General features: G+C 68.3%; 21 protein-coding genes and 1 pseudogene. 14 read left to right on the top strand and 8 right to left on the bottom strand.

Going from position 1 to position 25,040, the window contains the following annotated elements; all coding sequences use genetic code 11:
• The first annotated feature begins 126 nt into the window (after nt 1–126).
• Together QP166_RS18885 and repC are read left to right on the top strand one after the other, a co-directional pair.
• Complete coding sequence (locus QP166_RS18885) at nt 127–1,038, top strand: replication initiator protein A (RefSeq protein ID WP_333917485.1); 912 nt, start codon at nt 127–129, stop codon at nt 1,036–1,038.
• Between the two features lie 619 nt (nt 1,039–1,657).
• Nucleotides 1,658–2,902, top strand: a complete 1,245-nt coding sequence (repC, locus tag QP166_RS18880) for a plasmid replication protein RepC (RefSeq protein WP_333917484.1) — start codon at nt 1,658–1,660, stop codon at nt 2,900–2,902.
• Here repC and QP166_RS18875 read toward each other — a convergent pair.
• Complete coding sequence (locus QP166_RS18875; protein WP_333917483.1) at nt 2,882–4,177, bottom strand: O-antigen ligase family protein; 1,296 nt, start codon at nt 4,175–4,177, stop codon at nt 2,882–2,884. The genes repC and QP166_RS18875 overlap by 21 nt on opposite strands.
• 165 nt (nt 4,178–4,342) lie before the next feature.
• Here QP166_RS18875 and parA point away from each other — a divergent pair, with 165 nt between their 5' ends.
• Nucleotides 4,343–4,996, top strand: a complete 654-nt coding sequence (parA, locus tag QP166_RS18870) for a ParA family partition ATPase (protein WP_333917482.1) — start codon at nt 4,343–4,345, stop codon at nt 4,994–4,996.
• Nucleotides 4,993–5,292: a ribbon-helix-helix domain-containing protein gene (locus QP166_RS18865; RefSeq protein ID WP_333917481.1), complete on the top strand. Its 300-nt coding sequence runs from the start codon at nt 4,993–4,995 to the stop codon at nt 5,290–5,292. The genes parA and QP166_RS18865 overlap by 4 nt, the downstream gene beginning before the upstream one ends.
• A gap of 361 nt (nt 5,293–5,653) precedes the next feature.
• Here QP166_RS18865 and QP166_RS18860 read toward each other — a convergent pair whose 3' ends face one another.
• Entirely contained in the window at nt 5,654–6,280 is a 627-nt protein-coding gene (locus QP166_RS18860) for a PEPxxWA-CTERM sorting domain-containing protein (protein ID WP_333917480.1), read from the bottom strand.
• 199 nt (nt 6,281–6,479) lie between these two features.
• On the opposite strand from QP166_RS18860, the gene QP166_RS18855 reads away from it, so the two are divergent.
• Nucleotides 6,480–9,203 (top strand): Calx-beta domain-containing protein, encoded by a 2,724-nt coding sequence (locus QP166_RS18855; protein WP_333917479.1) that lies wholly within the window; start codon nt 6,480–6,482, stop codon nt 9,201–9,203.
• A 37-nt stretch (nt 9,204–9,240) separates the two neighbouring features.
• On the opposite strand, the gene QP166_RS18850 is transcribed toward QP166_RS18855, so the two are convergent.
• The 4 genes and pseudogenes from QP166_RS18850 to QP166_RS18835 all read right to left on the bottom strand — a co-directional run.
• Nucleotides 9,241–10,407 carry a hypothetical protein gene (locus QP166_RS18850; RefSeq protein WP_333917478.1) on the bottom strand — a complete coding sequence of 389 codons (1,167 nt, stop codon included), beginning with the start codon at nt 10,405–10,407 and terminating at the stop codon, nt 9,241–9,243.
• A 43-nt stretch (nt 10,408–10,450) separates the two neighbouring features.
• The gene (locus tag QP166_RS18845; protein ID WP_333917477.1) at nt 10,451–11,482 is read right to left on the bottom strand and encodes a phytase; all 1,032 of its coding nucleotides are present in this window, start codon (nt 11,480–11,482) and stop codon (nt 10,451–10,453) included.
• Nucleotides 11,479–13,560, bottom strand: coding sequence for a TonB-dependent receptor (locus tag QP166_RS18840; RefSeq protein ID WP_333917476.1), 2,082 nt, complete (start codon nt 13,558–13,560; stop codon nt 11,479–11,481). Before QP166_RS18840 ends, QP166_RS18845 begins: the two co-directional genes overlap by 4 nt.
• A gap of 31 nt (nt 13,561–13,591) precedes the next feature.
• A pseudogene (locus QP166_RS18835) lies at nt 13,592–14,302 on the bottom strand (TonB-dependent receptor plug domain-containing protein); the annotation flags it as partial.
• A 931-nt stretch (nt 14,303–15,233) separates the two neighbouring features.
• Here QP166_RS18835 and QP166_RS18830 point away from each other — a divergent pair.
• The 3 genes from QP166_RS18830 (at nt 15,234) to QP166_RS18820 (ending at nt 16,709) form a co-directional block, all read left to right on the top strand.
• A complete protein-coding gene (locus QP166_RS18830) occupies nt 15,234–15,500 on the top strand; it encodes a WGR domain-containing protein (RefSeq protein WP_333917475.1) in 267 nt (88 codons plus the stop codon).
• Nucleotides 15,501–15,817: 317 nt separating this feature from the next.
• Nucleotides 15,818–16,150: a hypothetical protein gene (locus QP166_RS18825; RefSeq protein ID WP_333917474.1), complete on the top strand. Its 333-nt coding sequence runs from the start codon at nt 15,818–15,820 to the stop codon at nt 16,148–16,150.
• Nucleotides 16,151–16,160: 10 nt separating this feature from the next.
• Nucleotides 16,161–16,709, top strand: coding sequence for an RES family NAD+ phosphorylase (locus tag QP166_RS18820; protein ID WP_333917473.1), 549 nt, complete (start codon nt 16,161–16,163; stop codon nt 16,707–16,709).
• Between the two features lie 9 nt (nt 16,710–16,718).
• Here QP166_RS18820 and QP166_RS18815 read toward each other — a convergent pair whose 3' ends face one another.
• Nucleotides 16,719–17,183 (bottom strand): nuclear transport factor 2 family protein, encoded by a 465-nt coding sequence (locus QP166_RS18815; RefSeq protein ID WP_333917472.1) that lies wholly within the window; start codon nt 17,181–17,183, stop codon nt 16,719–16,721.
• A gap of 116 nt (nt 17,184–17,299) precedes the next feature.
• On the opposite strand from QP166_RS18815, the gene QP166_RS18810 reads away from it, so the two are divergent.
• Nucleotides 17,300–19,054: a chloride channel protein gene (locus QP166_RS18810; RefSeq protein ID WP_333917471.1), complete on the top strand. Its 1,755-nt coding sequence runs from the start codon at nt 17,300–17,302 to the stop codon at nt 19,052–19,054.
• Nucleotides 19,055–19,493: 439 nt separating this feature from the next.
• Here the strand turns inward: QP166_RS18810 and QP166_RS18805 are convergent, their stop codons facing one another.
• On the bottom strand, nt 19,494–19,973 hold the full coding sequence (locus QP166_RS18805; RefSeq protein ID WP_333917470.1) for a TlpA family protein disulfide reductase: 480 nt from the start codon (nt 19,971–19,973) through the stop codon (nt 19,494–19,496).
• Between the two features lie 132 nt (nt 19,974–20,105).
• Between QP166_RS18805 and QP166_RS18800 the strand changes: the two genes are divergently transcribed.
• The 5 genes from QP166_RS18800 to QP166_RS18780 all read left to right on the top strand — a co-directional run bounded on the left by QP166_RS18800 (nt 20,106) and on the right by QP166_RS18780 (nt 24,835).
• Complete coding sequence (locus QP166_RS18800; protein ID WP_333917469.1) at nt 20,106–21,377, top strand: hypothetical protein; 1,272 nt, start codon at nt 20,106–20,108, stop codon at nt 21,375–21,377.
• Entirely contained in the window at nt 21,374–21,943 is a 570-nt protein-coding gene (locus tag QP166_RS18795) for an energy transducer TonB (protein ID WP_333917468.1), read from the top strand. Before QP166_RS18800 ends, QP166_RS18795 begins: the two co-directional genes overlap by 4 nt.
• A 99-nt stretch (nt 21,944–22,042) precedes the next feature.
• Nucleotides 22,043–22,927, top strand: a complete 885-nt coding sequence (locus tag QP166_RS18790) for a CPBP family intramembrane glutamic endopeptidase (RefSeq protein ID WP_333917467.1) — start codon at nt 22,043–22,045, stop codon at nt 22,925–22,927.
• A 41-nt stretch (nt 22,928–22,968) separates the two neighbouring features.
• Nucleotides 22,969–24,531 carry a cryptochrome/photolyase family protein gene (locus tag QP166_RS18785; RefSeq protein ID WP_333917466.1) on the top strand — a complete coding sequence of 521 codons (1,563 nt, stop codon included), beginning with the start codon at nt 22,969–22,971 and terminating at the stop codon, nt 24,529–24,531.
• Between the two features lie 112 nt (nt 24,532–24,643).
• The gene (locus tag QP166_RS18780; RefSeq protein ID WP_333917465.1) at nt 24,644–24,835 is read left to right on the top strand and encodes a hypothetical protein; all 192 of its coding nucleotides are present in this window, start codon (nt 24,644–24,646) and stop codon (nt 24,833–24,835) included.
• The last annotated feature ends 205 nt before the right edge of the window (nt 24,836–25,040 follow it).

Genomic DNA, 25,040 nt, shown 5'->3' with positions numbered 1-25,040 from the left:
TTTGACACGCCCGCGCGCCGACCAGTAAATCGTGGCGATGCGCACGCCATGGCCCGCGACGCCCCGTTCGTCCGAGCAGGGGTTTTCCGCCCGAAAGCACGAACGCGTCCGCACGGGGCCGCATCCATGACCAAGGTCATCCCGCCGCAGGGCGATCTCTTCCGGCTCGACAGTCCGCTGCTGGGCGACATCCAGGGCGAGCGGACCGTCGCCGAATTCCCGTTCTTCGCGCTCACCAAGCGCGCGCAGATGGAGCCGATGACCTTCGAGAGCGAGGCGGCGCGGATCGAGATCAACCCCAGCAAGACCGGGGTCGCGACGATCTACGACAAGGAGATCCTGCTCTACATCGCCAGCATCATGGTCGGGCGGCTCGAGGCGGGCGAGACGGTCGACCGCACGCTCAGCTTCACCGCCAACGACCTGTTCCGGATGACCGGCACCAACGCCTCGGCACGTTCGTACAGCGCGCTCAAGGCGTCGCTGTCGCGGCTGCAGGGCACGCAGATCATCACGAATATCGAAACGGGCGGGGAGGGGTCGGACAGCGCCTTCTCGTGGCTGCTCAAGGCCGACATCAAATATATCAAGCTGCCCAACGGTGAGCGCCGCGTGAAGCATGTCGAAGTGATGCTCTGCGACTGGCTGCACCGCGCCATCCTCACCGATCGCCGGATCGCGGCCTATCACGACGATTTCTTCAAGCTCGGCCCGATCGAGCGACGGTTATACGAGCTGGCGAAGTTCAATTGCATCGACGGCGCGCGCTTCGAGATCGACGCGGTCGAGCTTGCGGGCAGGGTGGGGTGCTCGCTCGAGCCGCGCTCGCTCGAGAATTTCCGCCGCACGCTGCGCGAGGTGGTCCGCAACCAGTCGATCCCCGAATATATGCTGGCGCTGACGGATCATAAGGAGCCAGGCCCCAATGGCGGGCGGCCGCGGCTGACGACGCTGGTCACGATCACGCATGACGCGACGCTGCAGTTCGTCGGCCCGCCCGCGCCGGCCCCCAGCGGCCCCGCCACGACCGACGCCTGACCCGCCCGTGTGGGGCGCGGGCAGGGCAGGGGGTTTCCCGCCCGAAAGCACGAACCACCCCGACGGTTTTCCGCGCGTAAGCACGAAGCCGCAACAATACGTGTTTTCGGTGGCGTTCGGGCGAGTGCGAAGCCGTTCGCCGCGTCGATCGGCAGTGTGCCGGGTCCGGAGAACGCGATTCGCGGCGCGATCGGGACGCACCACGTGGCAGACAGCGACTTTTCCGCCCGTAAGCACGAATGATCTGCGGGTAGATTGCGTCGAGGTGGCCGGCGACGCCGACAGTTTTCCGCCCGAAAGCACGAGCATTCGTGTGGTTTTCCGCCCGAAAGCACGAATATTCGCGCTTTCCTACATCAGGACCGCCCGCCACAAAGACGAGGAGGAGGCGGTTGCGCGGTCGCACCGCCGATGGGGAAAATGGCTGTGAGCACATAAACGAATGCCCGGCACGAAGGCCGGGCACCCGAGATTGCTATATGGCAGCGTCGCCAAACGCTGACAGGTCCTAACGAACGACCTTCCATCTAGCGGTTTACGAACTCCGGTTCAAGGGAGCGCGCTTCGCGCCACGCTCTAGTTTTGCCTGCTGACGGCCCCTTGCGTGAGGGGACGAACAATGACCTGTACCCAGACGGCCTTTACCGGGGCCACGGGGGCGCGGCCGATTACCGCGTGGTCGCGCCGGCTGGTGCGCGATCTGGAAGCGCGTGGGCCCGCCGCGGGTTCGGTCGAGCGCAACCGGCTGTATTCGGTCCTCGACGGCGCGAAGGTCGCGCTGGGGCTGGGGACTCCCGCGCTCGAGACGCTCAAGCATCTGATCGGCTTCACCCGTCCCGACGACTGGCAGGAGGGGCGCACCCCGCTCGCCTGGCCGAGCAACTACACGCTCGCCGAACGCGCCGGGGTCACCGAAAGCGCAATCAAGGCGCGGCTGCGGCAGCTGCGCGCGCTCGGGCTGGTCGCCGCGCACGACAGCGCGCACGGCCGTCGTACCGGGCGCCGCGACGCCGCGGGCGTGATCACCTCGGCTTATGGGCTCGACCTGTCGCCGCTCCGGATCCGCTTCGTCGAACTCGCTGCGCTTGCCGAGGCGCAGACCGCGCAATCGCGGCTGTTCAAGGAAGGCCGGCTCGCGATCGCGCGGATGCGACGGCTGGTTGGGCAGGTGCTCGCGCAGGCCGCGGAGCTGCAGCTGACCGGCGCACACTGGCCGGCGTTGCAGGAGGCGCTCGATGCCATCGCTGAGCAAGCTGTGACCGCGCGCAGCGCGCGCGACAGCGACCTTTATCAGGCGGCGCTCGACCGATTGCTCGGCCTTGAGCGCGACATCGACGCGACAATCGACGCGCATATGTTTTATCTAGAAGATAACCCGTCGGGGTCAAAAACCGCTCCCGTCATACAGATACAAACCAAATCCTCTTCTACTGAATCTGTATCAGGCGTTCGAAACAGTAGTTCTGATTCGGCTCGTTCCAATCCTTCCGCGGCGTCAGTTCCGGCGTCGCCGTCGAGAAGCGTGTTCAAGGCGCGGCCCGGGGATCTGCTCACGATGTTCCCGAGAGCGGCGATGTACGTCGCGACGCCGCGTCCCGGCTGGCCCGATCTCCATGCCGCCGCGGTGCGGCTCCGCACCGATCTAGGCATCCGCACCGACACCTGGGTCGATGCGGTCGAGCGACTGGGGCGCGATGAAGCGGCGATCGCGATGTTCATCACCGCCGAGCGCCAAGCGCGCGGCGACATCCGCGTGACGACCGGCGCTTATTTCGCAGGGATGCTGGCGAAGGCGCGCGTCGACCAGCTCGATCTCGGGAAGAGCTTGTGGGGGTTCCGCGGTTCAGCGACGGGGGTGCAGTGAGACGGCGCGCCGCTCTCGCTCGACGAACAGCACCGCGAAGCCGACCGCGATCATCATGATGAAGCGCGGATAATGGAGCATTCCCTCCAGCAGGCTCATGAACAGCAAAGAATAGAGCATCCCCGTCAGTGGCAGCAGCCGCGGGTCGTCGATCGCGGAGCGATGCGTGACTACGATCGCGCGCCCCAGCAGCCACAATCCGCCCGCCGCGCCGACCACGCCCCAGGAAATAAGGAATTGCAACACGACATTATGTGGCTGCGTATTCGTCCAGCCGACATAGATCTCCCAGAAGGTCGAGCCCGATCCCCAGCCGAACAACGGCGCATCGAGCCATCTCGTGAAAGTCGCCTGCCATAACGCAAGCCGGCCGCCGGTCGCCGTGTTGGCACTCTGCCCATCGCCCGAGACGTAGAGGTGGAAGTCGAAATTTTTGGGCAGCAACGGCAGCGCGAACCCCAGCGCCAGCGCACTCAGCGCCGCAACCCGCACGAACCGCACGCGTGTCGGCCAGCGACGCAGGCTGACGAGCGCGATCAAGACGACCACTGCCAATGCCAGCACTGCGGCACGTGTCCCCGACCAGCAGGTCAACCCGGCCGCGAGCAGATAGGCGAGTGACATCGTGTGTTGATCGTCCTCGTCGCCATAGAGCAGCGCCAGCATCGGCCCCGCGGCGATCGCGCCGGTCCACGATCCGAAATGCCGCACGCTGATGAAGCCTGGCAATGCGGAGCCCCATTCGATCACCCCGCCCGGTACGCTCGACGCGGGCGGGGGCAGCTGGAACCGCCAAACCGTCAGCACTGCCAGCGCGACCAGTCCGAGGGTCAACCAGCGGAACAGCGCATGGATGTCGGCGACAGGCTCAACCCGCGCCAAAAAATGGATCCCGGCGCAGAAGCGTAAGTGGACGAGGGTGATCAGCGACATCAGCACCGAATCGAACGGATGGTGCGAGCGGAAAACGCTGCCGACCGTCAGCCCGATGGCGAGCAACCCGAACGCCAGTTTCGCATCGCGGGGCAGCTCCCGCCACAAGGCGGCATCGCGATAGCCGCGTCGTACCGCGACCTGGATCGCGATAAGCTCGGCGACCACGAACGGCATTTCCAGCAGGCGGGTCCACTCCGCCCAGCCTGGATCGACACGGTGGATATAGGTCGGGTAGAGCAATGCCGCGACCACCGGCATCACGACGCCCAGCGCGACCCCCAACCAGTCGTAGAGCGTCCAGCGTGTCATCGTCGCGTTGATCGTCGCCGCCTGGGTCATTCGCCTGCCATATCGTCGCCGCCCGACCACGAGCCGCCTCATTTTCGCCATAGCTGGGAGGACTTGGCGAATGGTTAATCCACCGTCAGCCAAACCGCGAAAATATTCAGTGTCGACGCGCATTCATGTTGCCATGTCGACATCACGACATGTAGGTATAGCGCCATGCCGACGATCGCGATCATCAGCCAGAAGGGGGCGGGGAAGACGACGCTCGCGCTGCACCTCGCCGCCGCGGCGCAGGATGCGGGCGCGGTGTCGCTCATCATCGATACCGACCCGCAGGCCACCGCCAGCCAATGGGCCGCCTGGCGACAGGATGCGCCCCCCGAAGTGATCGACAGCCCGCCGCCCCGGCTCGCCGCCAAGGTCAGGCAGGCCGGTGAGCAGGGCGCGCAGGTGATCGTCATCGATACGCCGCCGCACGCCGACAGCGCCGCGCGCGCCGCGGTCGAGGTTGCCGATCTCGTGCTGATCCCGTGCCGTCCCAGCGCCTTCGATCTCGCTGCGATCCAGACCAGCGCCAAGCTGGTGCAATTGCTCCGCAAGCCCGCGTTCGTGGTGTTCAGCGCCGGCAGCCCCAACGCCCCGCGCGTCTATGCCGAGGCGGGCGAGCTGGTCGAAAGCTACGGCACCCCGGCGTGCCCGGTGCTGCTTCCCGATCGCGCCGCCTTCCGCCACGCCAGCGCCGAGGGGCGCACCGTCATGGAAGCCGAGCCCAACGGCCGCGCCGCGCAGGACGTGCGCGACCTGTATAAATGGGTATGTCGACAGCTCGACATGCCCGCCCCCCATTTCCGCAAGAAGGTCGCCGCATGAGCCGCAAGCCCAGTTTCGCCAATCTGCGCGGCGCCGCGACCCCGGCGCCGGCCGCCGCACCCGCGCCGCGCGTCAAGGTGACGCCCGCCCCGGCACCGCCCCCTGAGCCCACTCCCGTCCCGACCCGCCCGGTCAGCCGCGAGGGCCGCAAGCAGATCGCGGGCTTCTTCTCGCCCGACATGTCGCTGGCGATGCACATGCTCGCGCGCCGGCAGGGCCGCAGCCTACAGGCGTTGATGGCCGAGGCGTTCAACGACGTGCTCCGCAAGCACGGCGAAAGCCCGATCGGCGACTGAACGCAACGGGGGCAGGGGCGTTGACCGGGTGAGCAGCCGGAGCATGACGATGACCGACCCCGACGAACTGCCCGACGACGAGGCACCCGCCGATCTGCCGGACGATGAAGCCGAGGACCTCGGCGACTTCGCCTGACGGCGCACCCTGGCGATATCTGTCGCCCCGGATTTGGTCCGGCGTCCTGCTTCATATCGACCGCCCTAGACTTCTCCTAAAGTCCGGGAGGCGGAGCCATCCGAGATTGAGCTCCTGCCTTCGCAGGAGCGCGGCACAAACTGTCGTCGGGATCTCATCATTCCGTGATCGCGGCGGGCAGGCGACGCGCAGATTGTTCGTGCGCGCCACCTGACTCCCCCGACGTCACACCAACTGGCGCGCCACCTTCACCCCGCGCGCGCGGCGCAGCGTGTAGCCGATCGCGCCGAAGCCCAGCATCAGCATCGCCCAGCTCGCCGGCTCGGGAACCGCGCCGCCGGTCGCGTCGGTGCTCGTGAAGCGGAAGTTGGCATCGCAAATGCCCTTGGTGCAATTGCTCGCCGCGTTGAATGCCGGCTTGCTGGTCAGCAACTGCCCGCCCGCATAGCCATCGGCGGTCGCGTTCGCGGCCGGGCCGTAGACCAGCCCGAGCCGGTCGGTCGTCGCGCTCACCATTGCGGTGTAGGTCGCACCCTCGGTCAGCGCGATGCCGCCGAGATCGAAATCATACCAGAAGTTCTGACGAGCCGCGCCCGTGGCCGGCAGGCCGGTCACCTGTGCGAGCACCGTCGCGCCAAGCGTGCCGCCGTCCAGCAGCGAGAAGGTCAGCGGAGCATTGGCGTTGGTGGTGCTGATCGTCTGGAACTGGAAGCCGAACGAGGTCAGCGCCGACCCGACCATCGTGAATGACTGCCCGACTGGTCCATTCTGGTAGAGGCTCAACCCGCGCGAGCCACCGGCATCCTGCACCACCGTCGCCGCCTGCGCGGGCAGCGCCAAGACCGTCGCCATGGCCATCGCCATCGCCGTCATCATCCGCTTCATGATCCTGGACCCCTGTTAATCTTCGTAAACGCCGCGGGCTCTATCAAGGCGATGTTGCAGTCGCGCGACAGCGCAATCCAGGCTAACGCACTGCGCTGCAACCGCATCGTCATCATCGCTGGCTACAGGCTTCATCAACGAAAGTGGTTAATCGGGACGATGGCGGATGAGCACGAACTATTGGAACCTCGGCGCTGGCGATCTGGTGCAGGACTGGAATGACACGTCGCTGATCACGCAGGATGACGATTGGAGCCGGGTGCCGAGCATCATGGGCTTTCGCGGCGACGATCTGACGACGCGCACCGGCACCGATCCGCGCACGATCACCGGCAGCAGCGACGTCGTCGACGTGATCGCGAACCAGGCCAGCACCGCGCTCACCGCCGGCGGCGTTGCCGAGTTCGAGATCGCCAACCCGGTGGTTGCGCTGCAAGGGTCGGGCACCGCCGATGCGCCGTACCTCGCCTTCTATCTCGACGCGAGCGGGCGCAGCGACGTGCATTTCACCGCGCTGGTCCGCGATATCGACGGCACGTCGGACAATGCCATCCAGCAGGTCGCGGTCCAATACCGGCTGAACGACACGGCAGCATGGGTCGACCTGCCGTCCGCCTATATCGCCGATGCGACCACCGGCGGCACCGCGACGCAGGAATCGAAGATCGACGTGACGTTGCCCGCGGCGGCGAACGGCGTCGCGACCTTGCAGGTCCGCGTGATGACGACCAATGCGGTCGGCAGCGACGAATGGGTCGGGATCGACGACATCCGCTTCACCAGCAACGGCGCGGGCGCACCGCAGCCGGGCGCGCTGTCGATTGCCGATGCCACCACCAGCGAAGGCAATAGCGGGACGCACGATATCGCCTTCACCGTGTCGCGGGTCGGCGGCAGCAGCGGCGCGGTCGAGGCCGGGTGGAGCGTGACGCTTCCCGGTGGCGCGGACGGCGCCAGCGCCGATGATTTCGCACCCGGCACGGTCTTCACGGGCAAGGTGCAGTTCGCCGATGGCCAGACCAGCGCGACGATCCGCCTGCCCGTCGCGGGCGATACCGTGCTGGAAGGCAACGAGACCTTCTCGGTAACGCTGTCGGGTGCGACCGGCGGTGCGACGCTCGACCGCGCGACGGCGACCGGCACGATCGTCAACGACGATATCGGCTATCGCACGATCGGCGCGATCCAGGGGATGGGGCCGAAGTCGGCGTTCGAGGGGCAGCAGGTACTCACCACCGGCGTCGTCACCGCGATCGACAGCAACGGCTTCTACATCCAGGATTATGGCGACGGCGACGCGCGGACCTCGGATGCGATCTTCGTCTTCACTTCCTCGGCGCCGCAGGACGTGTTCATCGGCGACACGCTGACGATCGAAGGCCGCGTGTCCGAATATCGCGCCGGCACCGGCGGGCTCACCGTGACGCAGCTCAATCCGACCTCGATCACCGTCGACAGCTTCGGTGATGCTTTGCCCGACGCGGTGCTGATCGGGGCGGGCGGGCTGACGATCCCGACCGAGAAGATCACCGACGGCATCGCCTTCTGGGAAGCGCTGGAGGGAATGCGCGTGACGCTCGATGCGCCGCACGTCGTCTCGAACACCACCGACGATCAGTGGCGCGAGACCGATGTCGTCGTCTCGGGCGGCGCAGGCGCGACCGGGCTGAACGCGCGCGGCGGGATCACGATCTCGCCCGGCGACTACAATCCCGAGAAGATCCAGTTGCAGGCCGATCGCGCGGTGTTCGACGGCTTCGACCCGAAGTACAGCATCGGCGACCAGCTCTCGAGTGTCACCGGCGTCGTCAACTACGCCAATGCCACCTATGAAGTGATCGTCACCGAGGCGGTGTCGGTCACCAAGGACGTGACGCTCGCGCAGGAAGTGACCGCGCTACAGGGCGACGCGACGCATCTGTCGATCGCGACCTATAACGTCGAGAATCTCGACGCGAGCGACGGCAAGTTCGACGTGCTGGCCAGCAACATCGTCTACAATCTCCGCGCCCCCGATATCGTCGCGTTGCAGGAGATCCAGGATGTCGACGGCGCGGGCACCGGCAGCGACCTGTCGGGACAGAAAACCGCGCAGGGGCTGATCGACGCGATCGCTGCGATCAACGGCGGGCGCTACGCTTATGTCGAGATCGCGCCGAGCGTCGCTGGGTCGACCGGCGGCGAGCCCGGCGGCAACATCCGCAACGGTTATCTCTACAATCTCGACCGCGTCAGCTACGTCGACGGCAGCGCGACGCTGATAACCGGCGACGCTTATGCGGGCAGCCGCAAGCCGTTGGCCGCGACGTGGGATTTCCACGGCGAGCAACTGACGACGATCAACGTCCACTTCACCTCGCGCGGCGGCAGCGAGCCGTTGTGGGGCGCCAACCAGCCCGCGTTCGACGCCGGCGATGCCGCGCGCACCGCGCAGGCGGCGGGGGTGAAGGCATGGGTCAACGACAAGCTCGCCGCCGATCCGTCGCTCAACGTCGCGATCATGGGTGACTGGAACGGCTTCTATTTCGAAGAGGCGCAGACCCAGCTCACCGATGCGGCGCAGGGTGGCAAGTTCACCAATCTCAACACCTTGCTGCCCGAGGAAGAGCGCTACAGCTATATGTTCCAGGGCAATGCGCAGGCGCTCGACAACATGCTCGTCACCGGCGGGCTGCTGGACGGCGCATCGTTCGATGCGGTGCACCTCAACGCCGAATTCGGCGGCGATCGCCCGACCGACCACGATCCACAGCTCGCCTTGCTCAAGCTCGGCACGGATACCGCCGCTTCGATGCTTTCCGTCGACGTGTGGAGCGACGACGTCGGCGCCGGCTGGATGACGGACACCCAGGCGCGCTACGTCGGGATGGAATTGCTCCACATCGCGTAACGCGGCGATGCGCGGCCGGGGCGGGGAACGCCCCGCCTCAATTCACCCCGGTCGGCACCGTCGGCGGAATGCCCTGCGCGATCCGCTGGCGATGCGCGTCGCTCATCGCCTCGGTTTCGGTCAGGTCGATGATGTGCACCGACAAAGGTCCCATCCGCTGCGACAGGCGCGTGCCGGTCGGCGTCGATTGGGTCCCGCGGACCGTGAAGCGATCGATCCGGTACAGCCCCGGCTGACCCTCGGTGAGCCGCAGCGGAACGTAGCGGCGCGCGCGGACATGTTTGAGGATCACCGGCGACCATTGCCCGAGCCCGTTGGTGCGCAACAGCTCGGCATCGACCACCGTGCCATCGGGGCGGATCCAGTAACCGACGTCGGCGAAACGGATTCCGCGGTCGCGCTGCATCCCGTTGTCGACAAGCTGCGGGGGCGGATTGATGTCCTCGACCGGCGGGGCGTACAGCAACGTCGGGCGACCGTCGTTGGCTTGGCGGATCCGGGCGGCCAGCGCGTCGACCGCGCCGTCGTCGCCCTTGCGGATCGCGATCCGCGTCCGCACGATCTCGCGCAGTTGCGCCATCGTCGCGTCGCCCGGCCCTGCCAGCGTCACCGCCTCGTCCGCGAACCGCTCGGCGTCGTGCGTGCGGGTGAGGGCGAGCGCCAGCCACGCGCGTCGGAACGCGGCGGCTGCGGCGATGTCGTTGCGCCCGCCCGCGACCGCGCGGCGCTGGATCTTGGCGTAGGTGTCGTCGCCGAGCCGCCACGACCCCTGGCTGACCATGTCATCGGCGAATTGCAGTTCCTCGCGCATTGTCGCGACGTTGGTTTCGCCGAGTTGTTCGCGCAACGTCAGCAGGTTGTTGCGCGACGCGGTCCGCCACAACTGCGCATCGCCCTCATGTTCGGCGACCGTCGCCAGCGTCGCATACAGGCTGGAAACCGGCCCCGGGAGCGTTGCGGCATAGCGTTTGTTGCGGTCGATCGCGCGTTGCAGCGTGCGGCGGGCGTCGGGGTAGCGGCCGTCGGCGAATTGTTCGACGGACGCTTGCAGCGACGCCTCGACCTCCTGGGCGGGCGGGCATTGCCGCGCGAGGCATGCCGCCAGCTCCTTCTCGGCGCGACGCCCGACGACAATTACGTCGTTCGTCTGAGGGTTAGGGGCAGCGGCGACTTGCGCCAGCAGGAGCAGCAGCAAACCGGTCATATCCGCGAGGTTCTGCCGTCATCCATCGCCTGTCAAGTGCGACTCACCGCAGCTTGAGTGCCCGTAACACCTTGTTCCAGCTGACATATTTGAAATTTTGTGTGTCCGGCGCATTGTCGCCGTCCTGCGCGACGAACAGCCCGCCGGGATAGTCCGGACCGAAGTCGCCGAGCGCCAGTTCGATGCCGTCGGTCTCACTGGTGCCGTCGATGGTGCCACCGCCGACGCGAAAATACCCCGCGAAGGTGACGTCCGGTAGCCGGTAGAGCGTGTATTTGCTGTCGCCCTGGCTGGAAACGACGAGATATCCGCCGGTCCGTCCGCGCGGCGCGATCGCGAGCCCCTCGGCATCCGCGACCAGCGTCTTGCCGTCGACCGACGCGACCTTCGTGCCGGTGACCGGCGCGGCCGGATCGGCGCCGAAGCGCCAGATCCCGACGTCCTCCTCCGCGACATACAACAACCCGGTGCGATCGTCCGCGACGCAGCCCTCGGCCTGGGTCGCGAGCTTCATCGAGCGGACGGTGGTGACGCGCGGCGTCGCAGCGGCGAGGTCGATCGCGACCTGATCGACGCGCCCGTCCTTCATCACCACGAACCCGAACAGCGCCTTGTCGCGCGCGCGCTGCCACAGGCACATGCCATAGGCCTCGCCCGCGCCCGACTGATAGCGGCCGAGCGGCACCAGCCGCGCGCGGGCGGTATCGAGCGTGAACAAGGCGACATGCCCGTGCGCCTTGTCGGCACGATCGCTCGCCGCGACGATCACGCGCGCGCCGAGGTCGCGCAGGTCGACGTTGTTGAGCCGCGCCGCCGGCGTGAACGACAGGCGTTTGCCCTTCAGGTCGTAGACGTGGATGCCCGCCTGCTTGTCGGTGCCGATCACGAGGCTCTTCGCGGGATCGCGCGGGTTGCGCCAGATCGCGGGATCGTCCGCGGCATCCGCGGCGGTGTCGACCGGATCGGTTTCCGCGGTCGCGGCGACAGTCGGCACGGTGTCGGCCGCCGGCTGTGCGACCGGCGTCGCCGTCGCACAGCCGGACAGCAACAGCGCGAGCGGCAGTGCGCGCCTCACAGCTTCACCCGCACGCCGCCGAAGATCGTGTAACCGAACTTCTCATATTCATAGACGCGCTGGCGCTCGCCGTAATAGCGCACCCCCGCCGAGTTGGTGAGGTTCTTGCCCTCGACGAACAGGTTGATCTCCTTGGTAAGCTGGACGCTGCCGGTCGCGTCGAGCTGACCGCGGCCCTCCCAATAGAGGTCGAGCGCGGGGAGGTCGGCGTTGATCTCGTCGAGATAATCGCTGCGCTTGGTATAGGCGACGCGCAGGTTCACCGGGCCACGCTCGTAGAACAGGCTGGCGTTCCACATATGCGTCGACTGGCCGGGCAGGCGGAAGCGCGTGCGCCCGCCGAACGGCGTATCGAAGCGCGCATCGCCCGCGGTATAGGTGTAATTGGCGAACACCCCGAACCCGCCCAGCGCGCCGGGCAGGAACGACAATTGCTGCTGCCAATTGACCTCGACGCCGTAGAGCTTGCCCTCGCGCGCGTTGACCGGACGGCTCAGCACCGCACCCGCGACACCATTGTAGGTGCCGAACCCGGTGACGTTGTAGCGATAGTCGCTGAGGTCCTTGTAGAAGCCGTTGACCGCGATCACGCCGAGCGGGCGGATGTAATATTCGACGCCCGCATCGACATTGTTCGACAGCGTCGGGCGCAGGTTCGGGTTGCCGAATTCGACGCGCACCGTCGTGCCCTCGGTCGTCTCGAGCACGCGCGGCGCGATCTGCGGGAAGTTCGGGCGGTTGATCGCGCGGGTCAGCGCGACACGCCCGATCAGGTTGGGCGTGAACGCCTGGCGCAGCGTCAGATTAGGGAAGAAATCGGTGTAGCTGGTGTCGCCGCGCGCATTGCCGATCGTGCCGTCGCGCGCCACGCTCGGCGCCTCGCTGCGGAACGACGTCGCCTCGACGCGCAAGCCAGCGATCAGCGTCGTCGCGCCGAACTCGAACGTGCCCATCCCGAACATGGCGAGCAGTTTTTCGGTCGCGCGGTAATCGGCGCTCACCGATTGCGGGAGGCGGCGCTGTGCCGCGCTCTTGGTCGCGTCGAAATAGCTGTCGACCAGCCCGGTATTGAACCGGTCGCCGAGGTCATAGTCGAAGTTGCGCGAGTCCTGATCGGACAGCAATCCGGCGAGCGTCTGCGTCGGCGCGGCGGACGCGCGCTGGTCACGCAGCCGTTCCTCGTCGGCGAGGATGTTGCGCGCGCGGAACTTGCCGCCGGTCGACAGCGTCGCGGTGCCGCTGCCCAGCGGCTGCGGAATGTCCATGCGGATCTGCGCGGTGAATTCGTCGTTTTTCGTGGTGTTGCTGCGATAGCTGTTCTCGCGGAACCCGTAGCGATCGAGCTGCAGATGCTCGTTCGAGGTGAACAGCGAATAGCTCGGCAGATCGGTGTCGCGCCCGAAATCGTACGACAGCGTGGGGCGCAGCGTCGAGCGGAACACCAGTTCGTCGCGGCGCGGATAGGTCTGCGACGTCTCGCTATATGCGACATCGGCGCGCACCTGACCTTCGCCCAATTGCTGCTCGATGCCGCCGGTGACGGTCTTGATCTCGTTGACCTGCATGCGGTGGCGCAGCGCCTTTTCGATCCGCGTCCGCGTCCAGGTCGCGGCGGTGTCGGTCGAGCCGGCGACCGGCGCGGCCTGATCGGCGTTCCAGGTGATGCCGATCCGGTCGCGATATTCGTTATCCTCGAACCGCGCATAGGTGCCGCGCACCCAGGTGCGCGTCGCGTCGGTGGGGCGCCATTCCAGCGCCGCGGTGCCCGCGATCCGCTCGCGCTTCGTCACGTAATCCTTGAACAACGTCTCGGTGACGCGCAGCCCGGCGCTGGTCGGGGTCCAGGCGTTCTCGACATTGTCGGGCTGGCGATCGGTGCGCGAATAGCTGCCCGACAGCAGCACGCCGAACTGGCGATCGGCGCCGAAGCGATCGCCGACCGATCCCGACGCGCGATAATCGCTGCCCTTGCCGAGCTGGTTGTAGCTCGCGCCCGCCATGCCCGTAAGCGCGAAGCCCTTGCGATCGAACGCCGAGCGCGTGGTGATGTTGACCGCGCCCGCGATCGAGATCCGCATCCTGATAGGGCAGCAGCGACTTGGTCACTTCGATATTGGCGACGATGTCCGACGGCAGCGTGTCGAGATCGACCGCGCGCGTCGTCGGATCGACCGACGGGATCTGGATGCCGTCGACCGAGATCGCCGACCATTCGCTCGGCGCACCGCGCACGTTGATGTAGCGGCCCTCGCCCTGATCGCGCTCGATCCCGACGCCCGGCGCGCGTTGCAGCGCCTCGGCGATGTTCGGATCGGGGAAGCGCCCGATCGCGTCCGACGATATCACGGTGATCGTGTTGTTGGCGGTACGCTGCTGGTTGAGCGCGCGCGCGGTATTGTCGAACAGCGACGCGCCGCGCACGACGATGTCGCCCCCGTTCTCGCCGGCTGCGGGCAGCACGATCTCGACGTCGCGCGCGCGCTCCGCCGCGGTCACGCCCTGCGTCGCCTGCGGGCGGCCGAGATAGTCGATCAGCAGCGTCACCGCGCTGGTCGCATCGGGGGTGGCGATCGTGAACCCGCCCTGCAGGTCGGTGGTCGCCTGCGCGCCGGTGCCCTCGACGACGATCCGCGCGCCGGGCAGCGCCGCGCCGGTGGCGTCATAGATGTGCCCCGACACGCTCGGCCCCGCGACCGCGGCGACGGTGCCGGCGGGGGCGGCATCCGGCGCGGTGCCGGCGACGGCGGGCTGTGCGGCGACGGCGAGTGCGATGAGCGAGACGCCCGCGATGACGCGGACGCCGGGACGGTTGATGAGCATGTGGCTCCCCCTTGGGCGCTGTGACGCCGACGTTCGCCGCCGGCCGATGATGAGGCGCGCATGACGGGGTTAGATGACGTTACCGCGGAGGTTCGGTTACGCGGCTGTGACAGGGGTGTGGCTGTGGCAGCGGGGGCACAGGGGGAGGGGGCTTCGGTTCGGCCGTATAAGTGACGGTTGGAAGGCGGAAAATAGAACGGACGAAGATATGTGCTGACGAAGCCTACTGCCGGCAGAGTGCCGTCGAGCGTACCCATCGGATCGGGAATGGTAATGTCCGGGCTTGGTGGAAGGCAGCCGCTGTCCCGGTGCAAAGGTATGCTATGACTGCGATCAGGCTACTGAGTGAGATGCGCATGCCAGTGAAGGATCTCAGCGGTTCACCTCCGCCCACTGTCCAAGAGCGAACGGCAACCAAGGAAATGTGGAAGCGCTATGGACCGTCGTTGCCAGATTGGTTGACGTCGAGAAAAGATGACGGGGGCGAAATGGCACCCGGACCTTCCAGTCCGAAACCCACCCCTATGATTGGCGGCGCGGAAGTGACGTCTGAATAGCCATTCTTAAGTCGCCCATTCATACCAACGGAATATGCGCGTTGGCGAGAACCGCCATGTCCGTAGATAGCCGCGAGCTGCTGAAGCATCTGGTGCTGACATTGCGGGGCTTGCAGCGCCGATGCACGTGCGCGCCGTATCGAGGGCAGTGATCAGCCTCACATTCCACGTCATTACCGCGAAGGCGGGAATCCAGACGCGCAGGGCTTCGTTGGCGCCACGAACGCCAGAGGTTCTGGATTCCCGCCTTCGCGGGAATGACGAGGTAGTGATCGACCGCCTGAATCATCGCGCCGCCGGTGAGTCAGGAAATCCGTCGGACAGCGCCCTGCCGCTCCGCTACCTTCCGGCGTGCACCGCAGGAGGCCGCGATGATGCCCGATATGCTCCCTTATGCCGCCATCGAGCTGGTCGCGCGCAACCCGGCGCGCGGGGTGTACCGGCGCTGGCGGCTCCAAGCGGCGCGCGACCTGTTCGGGCGCGTCACCGTCGAGACCGCCTGGGGCCGGATCGGTGCGCCGGGACGGACGTTGGTGCGCAGCTTCGCCGCCGAGGACGAAGCGTTGCGCTACGTGTCCGCGCTGCTGCGCCGCCGCGCGGGTGCCCCGCACCGGATCGGGGTCGGCTATCGTGCCGGCTGACCTTGTCCAATCTGTCCCGATCGTCTATATCGCGGACAGGAAGGACAATCGATGACTGCGCTCGCCCGCCCGCTCGCCGCCCCCGACACGCTGCGCCGTCGCGCGATGCAGGCGTTGACGGATGCGGTCGCGCGCGCGCTCGACAGCGCCAGCGAGGAGACGCTCGCCGCGATCGTCGGCGCGCAGGACCCGCGCGAGGCGCTGGCGATCGCGCCGCGCGACCTCGCCCCCGCACCCCCGAGCGGCTCGCCGCCGAGCGCGCCGCGCGGGCGCGCACCGCCGGGTTCCGCGCCGAGCTGGCGACGCGCGTCGGGGGGATGTACGACCGGGCGGAGGTCGCCGAGCTGCTCGGCGTCACCCCCGCGGCGATCGACAAGCAGCGGCAACGGCGGCAGATCCTCGGCGTGCCTTATGGCAACGAGCTCCGGTATCCGGCGGCGCAGTTCCGCGACGGTGCGGCGCTCGCCGGGCTCAAGCCGATCCTCGACGCGTTCGGCGACATGAACCCGTGGGGGCAGTTGCAATTGCTCGCCGCGCCGCTCGACGGGTTCGGCGGGGAGGGGGCCTCGATCCTCGCGCTGCTCGCGGGCGGTGCGGATGCCGACACGCGCGCGCGGCTCGCGGCGCTGGCGGCGGGCTGGGCGGGCTGACGCGTCCACGATGCTGCGGCTGCGCCGGATGCGCGAGGGCGCGGTGTTCCACCGTATCCATCGCAAGACCTTGTCGGCGCTGTTCTTCGGCCCGAGCGGCGCGCGTCCGCTGCAACGCTACGACGATCCGGCGGGCGGGTATAAGCTGCTGTACCTCGCGCTCGATCTGGAGACCGCGTTCGGCGAGACGTTGGTGCGCGTGCCGAGCGTCACCGACGTGCTGTCGAGCGACGTGGGGGTGCGCGCGCGCAGCGAGCTGGTCGCGCGGCGGGCGTTGAAATTGTACCCGCTGGTCGATGCGGGCGTGTCGGCGCACGGCCTGTCGTTTACCGAGCTGCACGGCAGCGACTATCGCCGCACGCAGGCGATCGGCGCCGAGATCCACGCGGGGAGCAGCGCGGACGGCATCCTCTACACCTCGCGCTTCAACGACCGGCGCTGCGTCGCGCTGTTCGACCGCGCGCGCGATGCGATGGCGATCGCGACGACCGCCGCGCTGATGCCCGAGGACGCGCAGGCGCTCGCCGCGCGGTTCGGGAAGACGTACGTCGATCCGTGAGCGGGTGCGTCAGCGCGCCGCGGCGATCGTCGCCTGGCGCGCGATCAATTGCCAGCCGCCCGCGCGCTTCGCCCAGACGTCGGTGAACGGCCGCGTCACCTGCTTGCCCGCGCCCGGCCCCTTGAGCGGGACCATCGTGTCATAGCCCATGACGACCGTCACCTCGGGCTTCTCGCCGACGAAGGTGAAGTGCTTGCGGAAATCCTTATAGTCGAGGAAGTCGCGCGCCATCAGCGCGATCACCTCTTCGCGGTGCAGCACGGCGTCGCCGGGCGAGTTGACCACGAAATCCTCGGCCCACACCGTGCGCACGCCGCTCGCGTCATGCGCCATCATCGCCTTGCCCAGCCGGCCATAGGCCTGACCGATCTCGGGCGGCATCCGCACGCCCGGGGCGAGCTGCGCCAGCGCGGGCGTGGCGAGGACGAGCGACAGCAACGGTGCGGCGATCCGGTACATGACAAGCTCTCCCATGCGCGCCGCCATCATGCCGCGCGCGGGCGGTCGCCGCAATGGTCGGCGGTGGCGATGCAGCGCCGGGCGGCACATTGGCCATTGACGCTGCGCCGTCAGAGGCTTTGAGCACCTCCATGGCGTTGCTTGCTTCCCCGTCGCTCCGCGTGCTGCTCGCCCGCCAGCGTCGGCGACTGCGCAAGAGCGAGGCGGCGTTCATCGCGCTGGCGGCGGTCGCCGGCGCGGTCGCGGGGCTGCTCGCGATCGCACAGCAAATGCTGGCGCACGGGCTCCAGAGCCTGTTGTACGGCGTCAGCGTCAACCGGTTGAGCGCGCTGGGATCGATCCACCATCCGTGGCGGTTGCTCGCGCTGCCGCTCGGCGGGCTGCTGCTCGTCGCGCTGACCGCGGCGCTGCGCCGCCGGGTGCCGGCGCCGATCGACGTCGTCGAGGCCAATGCGCTGCACGGCGGGCGCATCCCGGCCGCCGACAGCGTGGTCGTGTCGGCGCAGACGATCCTCTCCAACGGCGCAGGCGCGTCGGTCGGGCTTGAGGCCGCCTATGCGCAACTGGGCGGCGGGGCGGCGTCGCTGCTCGGCGTGTGGCTCGGGCTGCGGCGCAACGACCTGCGTACCCTGGTCGGGGCGGGGGCGGGCAGCGCGATCGCCGCCGCGTTCGGCGCGCCGCTGACCGGCGCCTTCTATGCCTTCGAGATCGTGATCGGCACCTACAGCCCGGCGGCGATCGCGCCGGTGCTGGCGGCATCGCTCGCGGCGGTGTCGCTCTCGCATGCGCTCGGCATCGCGCCCTATCTGATCGCGACCACCGCGACGCCCGCCTTCCCGCTGCCGCATTATCTCGCCTTTGCGGTGCTGGGGCTTGCCTGCGCGCTGCTCGGCATCTTCATCATGCGGCTGGTCGCGACGGTCGAGCAGGCGACCGCGCGGCTCGGGCGCTGGACGATGTGGCGGCCGGTGATCGGCGGCCTGTTGCTGATCCCGCTGGCGCTCGTCTCGCCGCAGACGCTGTCGGCAGGGCATGGCGCGCTGCACCTCGATCTGGTGCTGCGTCCGACGATCGTCTTCCTCGCCACCGTGCTGGCGCTCAAGATCGCGGCGTCGGTCGTCTCGCTGGCGTTCGGGTTTCGCGGCGGACTGTTCTTCGCGTCGCTGTTCCTGGGGTCGATCGTCGGGCAGATCTTCGCGGCGGCGCTCGACCGGCTGCTGCCCGGTCTGGCGGTCGATCCGCAGGATGCCGCGTTGGTCGGGATGGCGGCGCTCAGCGTGTCGATCGTCGGCGGACCGATGACGCCGTCGATCCTGATGCTGGAGATCACGCATGATTTCGCGCTGATGGGGGTGGTGCTGCTCGCCACGCTGCTGTCCAGCGCCGTCACGCGCGAGCTGTTCGGCTATTCCTTCTCGACATGGCGGCTCCACCTGCGCGGCTCGCGGGTGCGCAGCCCGCGCGACATCGGCTGGACGAGCGATTTGCCCGCCGGGCGGATCATGCGCCGCGATGTCGTCACGGTGCCGGCCGACCTCACCGTCGGAGAATTTCGCGCGGCGGTGCCGCTCGGCACCGCGACCAAGGTCGTCGCGCTTGACGGCGACGGGCGCTACGCGGGCATCCTGGTCACCGCGGCGGGCCATGCCAGCGACGTGGCCGCGGCGACCCCGCTCGCCGCGCTGCTCACGCTGCAGGACATGGCGGTCACGCGCGCGACCCCGATCGACATGCTGCTGAAGGCGTTCGACAGCGAGATCGCCGACGAGATCGCGGTGGTCGACGACGACCGCCGCGTCGTGGGGATCGTGACCGAAGTCTATGCGCGCCGTCGCTATTTCGAGGAACTCGACCGCCGCCAGCGCGAGATTTTCGGCGAGCGGTAACGCGACGTAGTTGTGGATCGGGGAGGGCGCATCGCCGCTGCCTGCCGGTTCCCGAGACCGACGCGGCAACGACGGCACGTTCAGGGCTTGCGCCGCAGCGACCAGATCACGTTTGCCAATGCGGTGAGGATCGCGGCCACCGCCAGCAGCACGGGCGTGTCGATCATCATGACTCGACCTCCTTTCCTGCCGTTACCTCAGCAGGTTAGGGGCATGTAGGAAAGAACAAAAAGAGAACAATGTGGCTCCCCTCCCTTTCAAGGGAGGGGATTGTCGGGTCGAAATGCCCCCGGGCATTTCTGATCCATGCGGGGCATGGATCACCCGACGATGGTGGGTGAGGTCCGGCTAGTACGGTCACCCGCAGCGCTCTCGATAACCGTATTACCTAGACGCCACCCACCCCCGACCCCTCCCTTGAAAGGGAGGGGGAGGGAAGTCAGCACTCCCTCACCAGCGCCACCACCCGCGCCGCGTCCAGCCCTCCGCCGCGGGTCGCGCAGACGCGGCCGCGCGCGTCGGTCGCGATCGCGAACGGCAGGCCCGCGGTCCGCGCCAGTGCGTCGGTGCGGTAGCGGCGCAGCTCGCCGTCGGGTGGCGTCCAGCGATAGGCCGCCGGGACGCGCTGCCACATCGCCGCGGCGCGGGCGCCGTCCTCGACCATGAACACCCGCACCGTGCGCGGGCGCGCCGCCGCGGCGATCGTGTCGAGCCGCGCCAGCTCGGCATGGCACGGCGCGCACCACGGCGCGACCAGCAGCAGCACGGTATCGGGTGGATAGCGCGGCGGGTCGTCGGCCGGTGCGGCCGCCCCCAGCACCAGCACCAGCACCAGCGCCGCCAGCCGCACCGGGCCACATCCTCCCTCGACAGCGCGCGCCCGCCGTGATGTGTTCGCCGGAGCAACGGGAGGGTTCATGTCGATATCATTGCTCGCGCTGGCGATCGCCGGTCAAGCCGCCGCGCCCGCCGCAGCCGCGGCGCCGAAGGGGCGCAGGCGCTGTTCGACGCGGGCAGCGCCGCCGCGTCCGACGGGCGCTGCGCCGAAGCGGTGACCTATTTCGACCAGCTCCAGGCGAGCGGCGCGGCGAAGCGCAGCGCGCTGCTCGCCGCGACGGTCGACGTCCGCAAGGGCCGCTGCCTGCTCGAGGGATCGCGCGCCGCGGAGGGCAGGGCGGCGATCGCGCGGGGGCTGCCGCTGCTCCGCGAAAAGGGCGAGAGCTTCGCGGGCGACGTCTATGATGCGCAGATGGCGCTCGGTCGCCGCGCGCAACGCGATTTCGATTATGCCGCCGCGGCAAGTGCCTATGTCGATGCCGCCGCGCAGCTCAAGGACGCCGCGCGTATCCCCGCGCTGCTGCGGGTGGCGCAGGTGACGATGTTCGATCACGACGGCCGCGCGCTCGCCGCGACCGACGAGGCGTTGCGGCTGGCAAGTGCGTCCGAACTCGGCAAGAAGGACCTCGCCGCGGTGCAGACGATCCGCGCGCGCGTGCTGCTCAACGACGGGCGGGCGAAGGACGCCTATGCGCTGTTGAAGGACAGCCTCGCCAAGCAGGGCGGGCTCACCAGCCGCGTCGGCGCATCGGACATCGCGACGCGCTCCGACCTCGCGATCGCCGCGCTCAAGAACAAGGATCGCGACAATGCGCGCATGTACCTCGCTTATACCGGCGCGGGGCGCGTGCAGAACACGCCGTTCACGACCTCGGCGTCGATGGCGCCGCCGTCGTGCGGCGATGGCGGGCTGACCCCCGAGGACGAGGCGATCGTCGAATTCACGCTGGAGGAAGACGGGCACGTCTCGGGCGTCGCGCCGATCTATACGAACGGCGGGCGCGAGAAGGCGATCGCCTTCGCACGCGCGGTCGCCGACTGGTCGTGGCGTCCCGAGGATGCGCGCAAGATCCCGGCCTTGTTCCGCTACACCACCCGCGTCGAGCTGCGCTGCGTCACCGCCGATCGCGCGCCTGCGCTGACCGCGCCGCTGGGCGAGATCGCGACGGCGTGGCTGGCGGAAAAGGGGCGGGGACGCCGGCCTGGGCGGAGCTGTCCGCCGCCTCGGCGCTGCCGCTGCAACGCGCCGCGCTGGCGGAGGCGACCGCGCGCGGCGATCGCGCGAAACAGGCGCAGGCGGCGCTCGCGCTGGTCGACAATCCGGTCGCCGACGACAAGGAAAAGCCGGCGTTGGTCGCCGCGGCGCGCAGCGCGGTCGATGCGCTCGGCGCGCCCGTGCCGGTGCGCGGCTTCTTCGCGATTCAGTCGGGCGAGTCCGGTTCCGACGGGATCGACCGGGAGCGGGCGCGGCTGCGTACCTTGTTGACGCAGCCCGATTTCGCGAAGGACCCGCTGGTCGCCGCGACGCTGCGGCTGCTGATCGCGCAGCCGCGCTGGCGCAAGGGGCCGCCCGAGGATGCCGCGGCGCTGCTGCGGCAGGTGAACGACAATGACGCCTTGTCCGCGCGCCATCCGTTGCGGATCGCCGGCCTGCTCGCGGAGGCCAATGTGCTCGCCGGCAAGGGCGACCTGACCGCCGCGCGCACGGTGTTCGACCGCACCGGGCTGACCGCCGAGCAATGCGCGATGATCGGGGTCACCCCGGCGATCCGCAGCTTCGGGACCGGGCCGAACGATTTCCCGATGGAGGCGCAGCGGCTGGGGTTCGAAGGCTGGGTGCGCACCGCGTTCGACATCGCGCCCGATGGCCGGACGATCGCGCCGCGCGTCGTGATCGCCTATCCGCCGTTCATCTTCGACGAGGCGGCCAACGGCGTCGCGAAGGGCATGCGCTTCACCAGCAGCTTCCGCCCCGAAGGCGCGCTGGCCTGTTCGGGCGAGCAGCAATCGGTGCGCTTCCTGCTGCCGATCGGCGGGTCGCCGGTGTCGTGATCCTTCTCCCCTCCCTTGAAAGGGAGGGGAGTGGTTGGTCGGCGTGTCGACCGGAGATAACATACCCGTATCGCTGATTTCTCCGGCATAAGACCCGGCATGACGCCCGCAGCGGACCGCGACGACGACATGCCCGCCTGGCCGGCCGCCGCGATCGCGTGCTTCCTCGGCCTCACCCTGATGTTCGGCGCGCCGTTCGCGGTCTTCGTGTCCGCGGGCCAGCACGGTCCGTTCACCGCGCTGATCGGCCCGGCGTTCATGTGGACGCCCGGTCTCGCCGCGCTCGCCACCTGCCGGCTGTTCGGGCGGCCGGTCGCGGCCTTGCCGTGGCGGTGGCCGGCGTGGCGCTACGTGTGGCTCGGCTATGCGATCCCGCTCGGTTACACGTTGGCGGCCTATCCGATCCTGTGGGCGACCGGGCTCGCGCCCGCGCGCTTCGCTGCCTTCGATGCGACCGCGCGCGCCGCGCTGGGGCTGGGGCCGGGCGCGGCGACGCTCGCGGCGGCGCTGCTGGTCGCGACGATCGGGGTCGCGCAGGCCGCGGCGGGCGCACTGGGCGAGGAGATCGGTTGGCGCGGGCTGCTGGTCCCCGCGCTCGCCGAGCGGATGTCGTTCGCGGGCGTCGCCTTCGTCAGCGGGTTCGTGTGGTTCGCGTGGCACATCCCGAGCATCGTGTTCGCCGATTACAGCGCCGGCGCGCCGCTGCCGTTCACGCTCGCCTGCTTCGGCGTCGGGACGATCGCGATGGGCGGGATCGCGGCGTGGCTGTCGCTGCGCGCGCGCTCGCTGTGGCCGGCGGTGCTGCTCCACGCCAGCCACAATGCGTGGACCGAGCTGCTGTTCGACCCGATGACGGTCGTCGATGCGCGGAGCGCCTATTGGGCGACCGAGTTCGGCGTCGGGCTCAACGCCACCACGATCGTCGCGCTGCTGCTGCTGTGCTGGTGGGGCGGCATTCCGGCGCCCCGCGCGGATCGCCGCTGAACCCACGCGCCCCAAACGGGCATTGGGGCGTTCCCGCGATCATGACCATGCTGATCCCGGTGCTGGGCGACCAGCTGACCCACACGCTCGCGAGCCTGCGCGACGCCGACCGCGACGGATCGGTGGTGGTGATGATGGAGGTGTGGGACGAGGCGACGTACGTGCGCCACCACAAGAAGAAGATCGCGCTGATCTTCGCCGCGATGCGCCATTTCGCCGAGGAACTGCGCGCCGACGGCTGGACGGTCGATTACGTGACCCTCGACGCGCGCGGCAACACGCACAGCTTCTCCGGCGAGGTCGCGCGCGCCGCAAAGCGCCACGAGGCGACCGCGATCCGCACCGTCGCGGGCGGCGAATATCGCGTCCGGCAGGCGCAGGACGATTGGGCGGCGCAGACCGGCGTGCCGGTCGAGATCCTCGAGGACGATCGCTTCGTCTGTCCGCTCCCCGATTTCTACGCCTGGGCGCAGGGGCGGCGCGAGCAGCGGATGGAATATTTCTATCGCGACATGCGCCGCCGCACCGGCCTGCTGATGACTGCCGACGGCAAGCCCGAGGGCGACAAGTGGAATTACGACCACGACAATCGCGACACGCCGCCGCGCGGGGTCAATTATCCCGCCCCCGAACGCTTCGCCCCCGATGCGATCACCCATGACGTGCTGGCGCTGGTGGCGAAGCGCTTCGCGGACCATTTCGGCGACCTCGAACCGTTCGCGCTGCCGGTGACGCGCGCACAGGCGCTGACCGCGCTCGACCATTTCATCGCCGCCGCGCTCCCCGATTTCGGGCGCTATCAGGACGCGATGATCGCGGGGCAGGATTATCTGTTCCACAGCAGCCTGTCGCTGTGCCTCAACCTCGGGTTGCTCGGCGCGATCGAGGTGTGCGAGGCGGCGGTCGCGGCATACGAGCGCGGCGACGCGCCGCTCAACGCGGTCGAGGGGTTCGTGCGGCAGATCATCGGCTGGCGCGAATATATGCGCGGCATGTATTGGTGGGACATGCCGCGGCTCGCGACGCGCAACGCGCTCGACGCGCACCGCCCACTCCCCGATTTCTACTGGACCGGCGACACCGACATGCGCTGCCTCGCCGAGAGCGTCGGCCAGACGAAGCGCGAAGCCTATGCGCATCATATCCAGCGGTTGATGGTGCTCGGCAATTTCGCGTTGCTCGCAGGCGTCGATCCGCAGGCGGTGTCCGACTGGTATCTGGTCGTCTATTTCGACGCCTATGAATGGGTCGAGATGCCCAATGTGATTGGCATGAGCCAGTTCGCCGACGGCGGCGCGATCGCCTCCAAGCCCTATGTGTCGAGCGGGGCGTATATCGACCGGATGTCCGATTATTGCGGGCGCTGCCGGTATGATGTGAAGAAGAAGACCGGCGCGGATGCGTGCCCGTTCAACGCGCTGTACTGGGACTTTCTGGCGCGCCACGAGAAGAGCTTCGCAGGCAATGCGCGGATGCAGAACATGTATGGGACGTGGGGGCGGTTCTCGGACGAGAAGCGCGCCGAATATCGCGCGAGCGCGGCGGCGTTCCTCGAGACTTTGGCGCCGGCGGAGAAGGGGTGGGCGCGCCAGCCTGCGGCGTGACGCTGGCGGGGTTTCGCTTACTAGCGGACATTATTAGACTGTGTAGTCTGAGCTGATGAGTGACAGTCGCTACCAGGGTGGAGGAACCCGTGGTGGCCGATGGGGCTGCGCAATGGCGGCGCTGATCGGCTTTCCCGTCTTCGCCTTTGCGACCTTAGCTGCCAGCTTGGGCGACTGTATGCCTGACGTAGAATGCCACCCGGGCTTCTGGCTTGAAGTTGGCCTGCCGACGATCCTAGCAGCCACTCCGGTCGGCTTCGGGGTTCGCTGGCTCGTGAACCGCTATTCGGATCGCGGTCGATAACGCCCAAAGTCGACCGTTTGAACCGGATGACCGTCCGCCCGATTGCCGTCACTCTTTCATGTCGGCATGCTGGGGACGATGGGCAGAGTTGATCGACTATGGGCGCGCTACTGGGGCATCCGCGACAATCATCAGATCGGACACCGAATGCCGATCCTCTGGCACCTTGCGTTTGCAGGCGACACCTCCGCGATGGTGGAGCTGG

This window comes from Sphingomonas sp. LR60, assembly GCF_036855935.1.
GTDB lineage: Bacteria > Pseudomonadota > Alphaproteobacteria > Sphingomonadales > Sphingomonadaceae > Sphingomonas.
This window is presented reverse-complemented; position numbering and strand designations above follow the sequence as displayed.

What these genes read in the sequence shown, in the direction of transcription:
- QP166_RS18885 (WP_333917485.1), top strand. Translation starts at nt 127, where the DNA reads ATGACCAAGGTCATCCCGCCGCAGGGCGATCTCTTCCGGCTCGACAGT.
- repC (WP_333917484.1), top strand. Translation starts at nt 1,658, where the DNA reads ATGACCTGTACCCAGACGGCCTTTACCGGGGCCACGGGGGCGCGGCCG.
- QP166_RS18875 (WP_333917483.1), bottom strand. Translation starts at nt 4,177, where the DNA reads ATGACCCAGGCGGCGACGATCAACGCGACGATGACACGCTGGACGCTC.
- parA (WP_333917482.1), top strand. Translation starts at nt 4,343, where the DNA reads ATGCCGACGATCGCGATCATCAGCCAGAAGGGGGCGGGGAAGACGACG.
- QP166_RS18865 (WP_333917481.1), top strand. Translation starts at nt 4,993, where the DNA reads ATGAGCCGCAAGCCCAGTTTCGCCAATCTGCGCGGCGCCGCGACCCCG.
- QP166_RS18860 (WP_333917480.1), bottom strand. Translation starts at nt 6,280, where the DNA reads ATGGCGACGGTCTTGGCGCTGCCCGCGCAGGCGGCGACGGTGGTGCAG.
- QP166_RS18855 (WP_333917479.1), top strand. Translation starts at nt 6,480, where the DNA reads ATGAGCACGAACTATTGGAACCTCGGCGCTGGCGATCTGGTGCAGGAC.
- QP166_RS18850 (WP_333917478.1), bottom strand. Translation starts at nt 10,407, where the DNA reads ATGACCGGTTTGCTGCTGCTCCTGCTGGCGCAAGTCGCCGCTGCCCCT.
- QP166_RS18840 (WP_333917476.1), bottom strand. Translation starts at nt 13,560, where the DNA reads ATGCGGATCTCGATCGCGGGCGCGGTCAACATCACCACGCGCTCGGCG.
- QP166_RS18830 (WP_333917475.1), top strand. Translation starts at nt 15,234, where the DNA reads ATGCCCGATATGCTCCCTTATGCCGCCATCGAGCTGGTCGCGCGCAAC.
- QP166_RS18825 (WP_333917474.1), top strand. Translation starts at nt 15,818, where the DNA reads ATGTACGACCGGGCGGAGGTCGCCGAGCTGCTCGGCGTCACCCCCGCG.
- QP166_RS18820 (WP_333917473.1), top strand. Translation starts at nt 16,161, where the DNA reads ATGCTGCGGCTGCGCCGGATGCGCGAGGGCGCGGTGTTCCACCGTATC.
- QP166_RS18815 (WP_333917472.1), bottom strand. Translation starts at nt 17,183, where the DNA reads ATGGGAGAGCTTGTCATGTACCGGATCGCCGCACCGTTGCTGTCGCTC.
- QP166_RS18810 (WP_333917471.1), top strand. Translation starts at nt 17,300, where the DNA reads ATGGCGTTGCTTGCTTCCCCGTCGCTCCGCGTGCTGCTCGCCCGCCAG.
- QP166_RS18805 (WP_333917470.1), bottom strand. Translation starts at nt 19,973, where the DNA reads ATGAACCCTCCCGTTGCTCCGGCGAACACATCACGGCGGGCGCGCGCT.
- QP166_RS18790 (WP_333917467.1), top strand. Translation starts at nt 22,043, where the DNA reads ATGACGCCCGCAGCGGACCGCGACGACGACATGCCCGCCTGGCCGGCC.
- QP166_RS18785 (WP_333917466.1), top strand. Translation starts at nt 22,969, where the DNA reads ATGACCATGCTGATCCCGGTGCTGGGCGACCAGCTGACCCACACGCTC.
- QP166_RS18780 (WP_333917465.1), top strand. Translation starts at nt 24,644, where the DNA reads ATGGCGGCGCTGATCGGCTTTCCCGTCTTCGCCTTTGCGACCTTAGCT.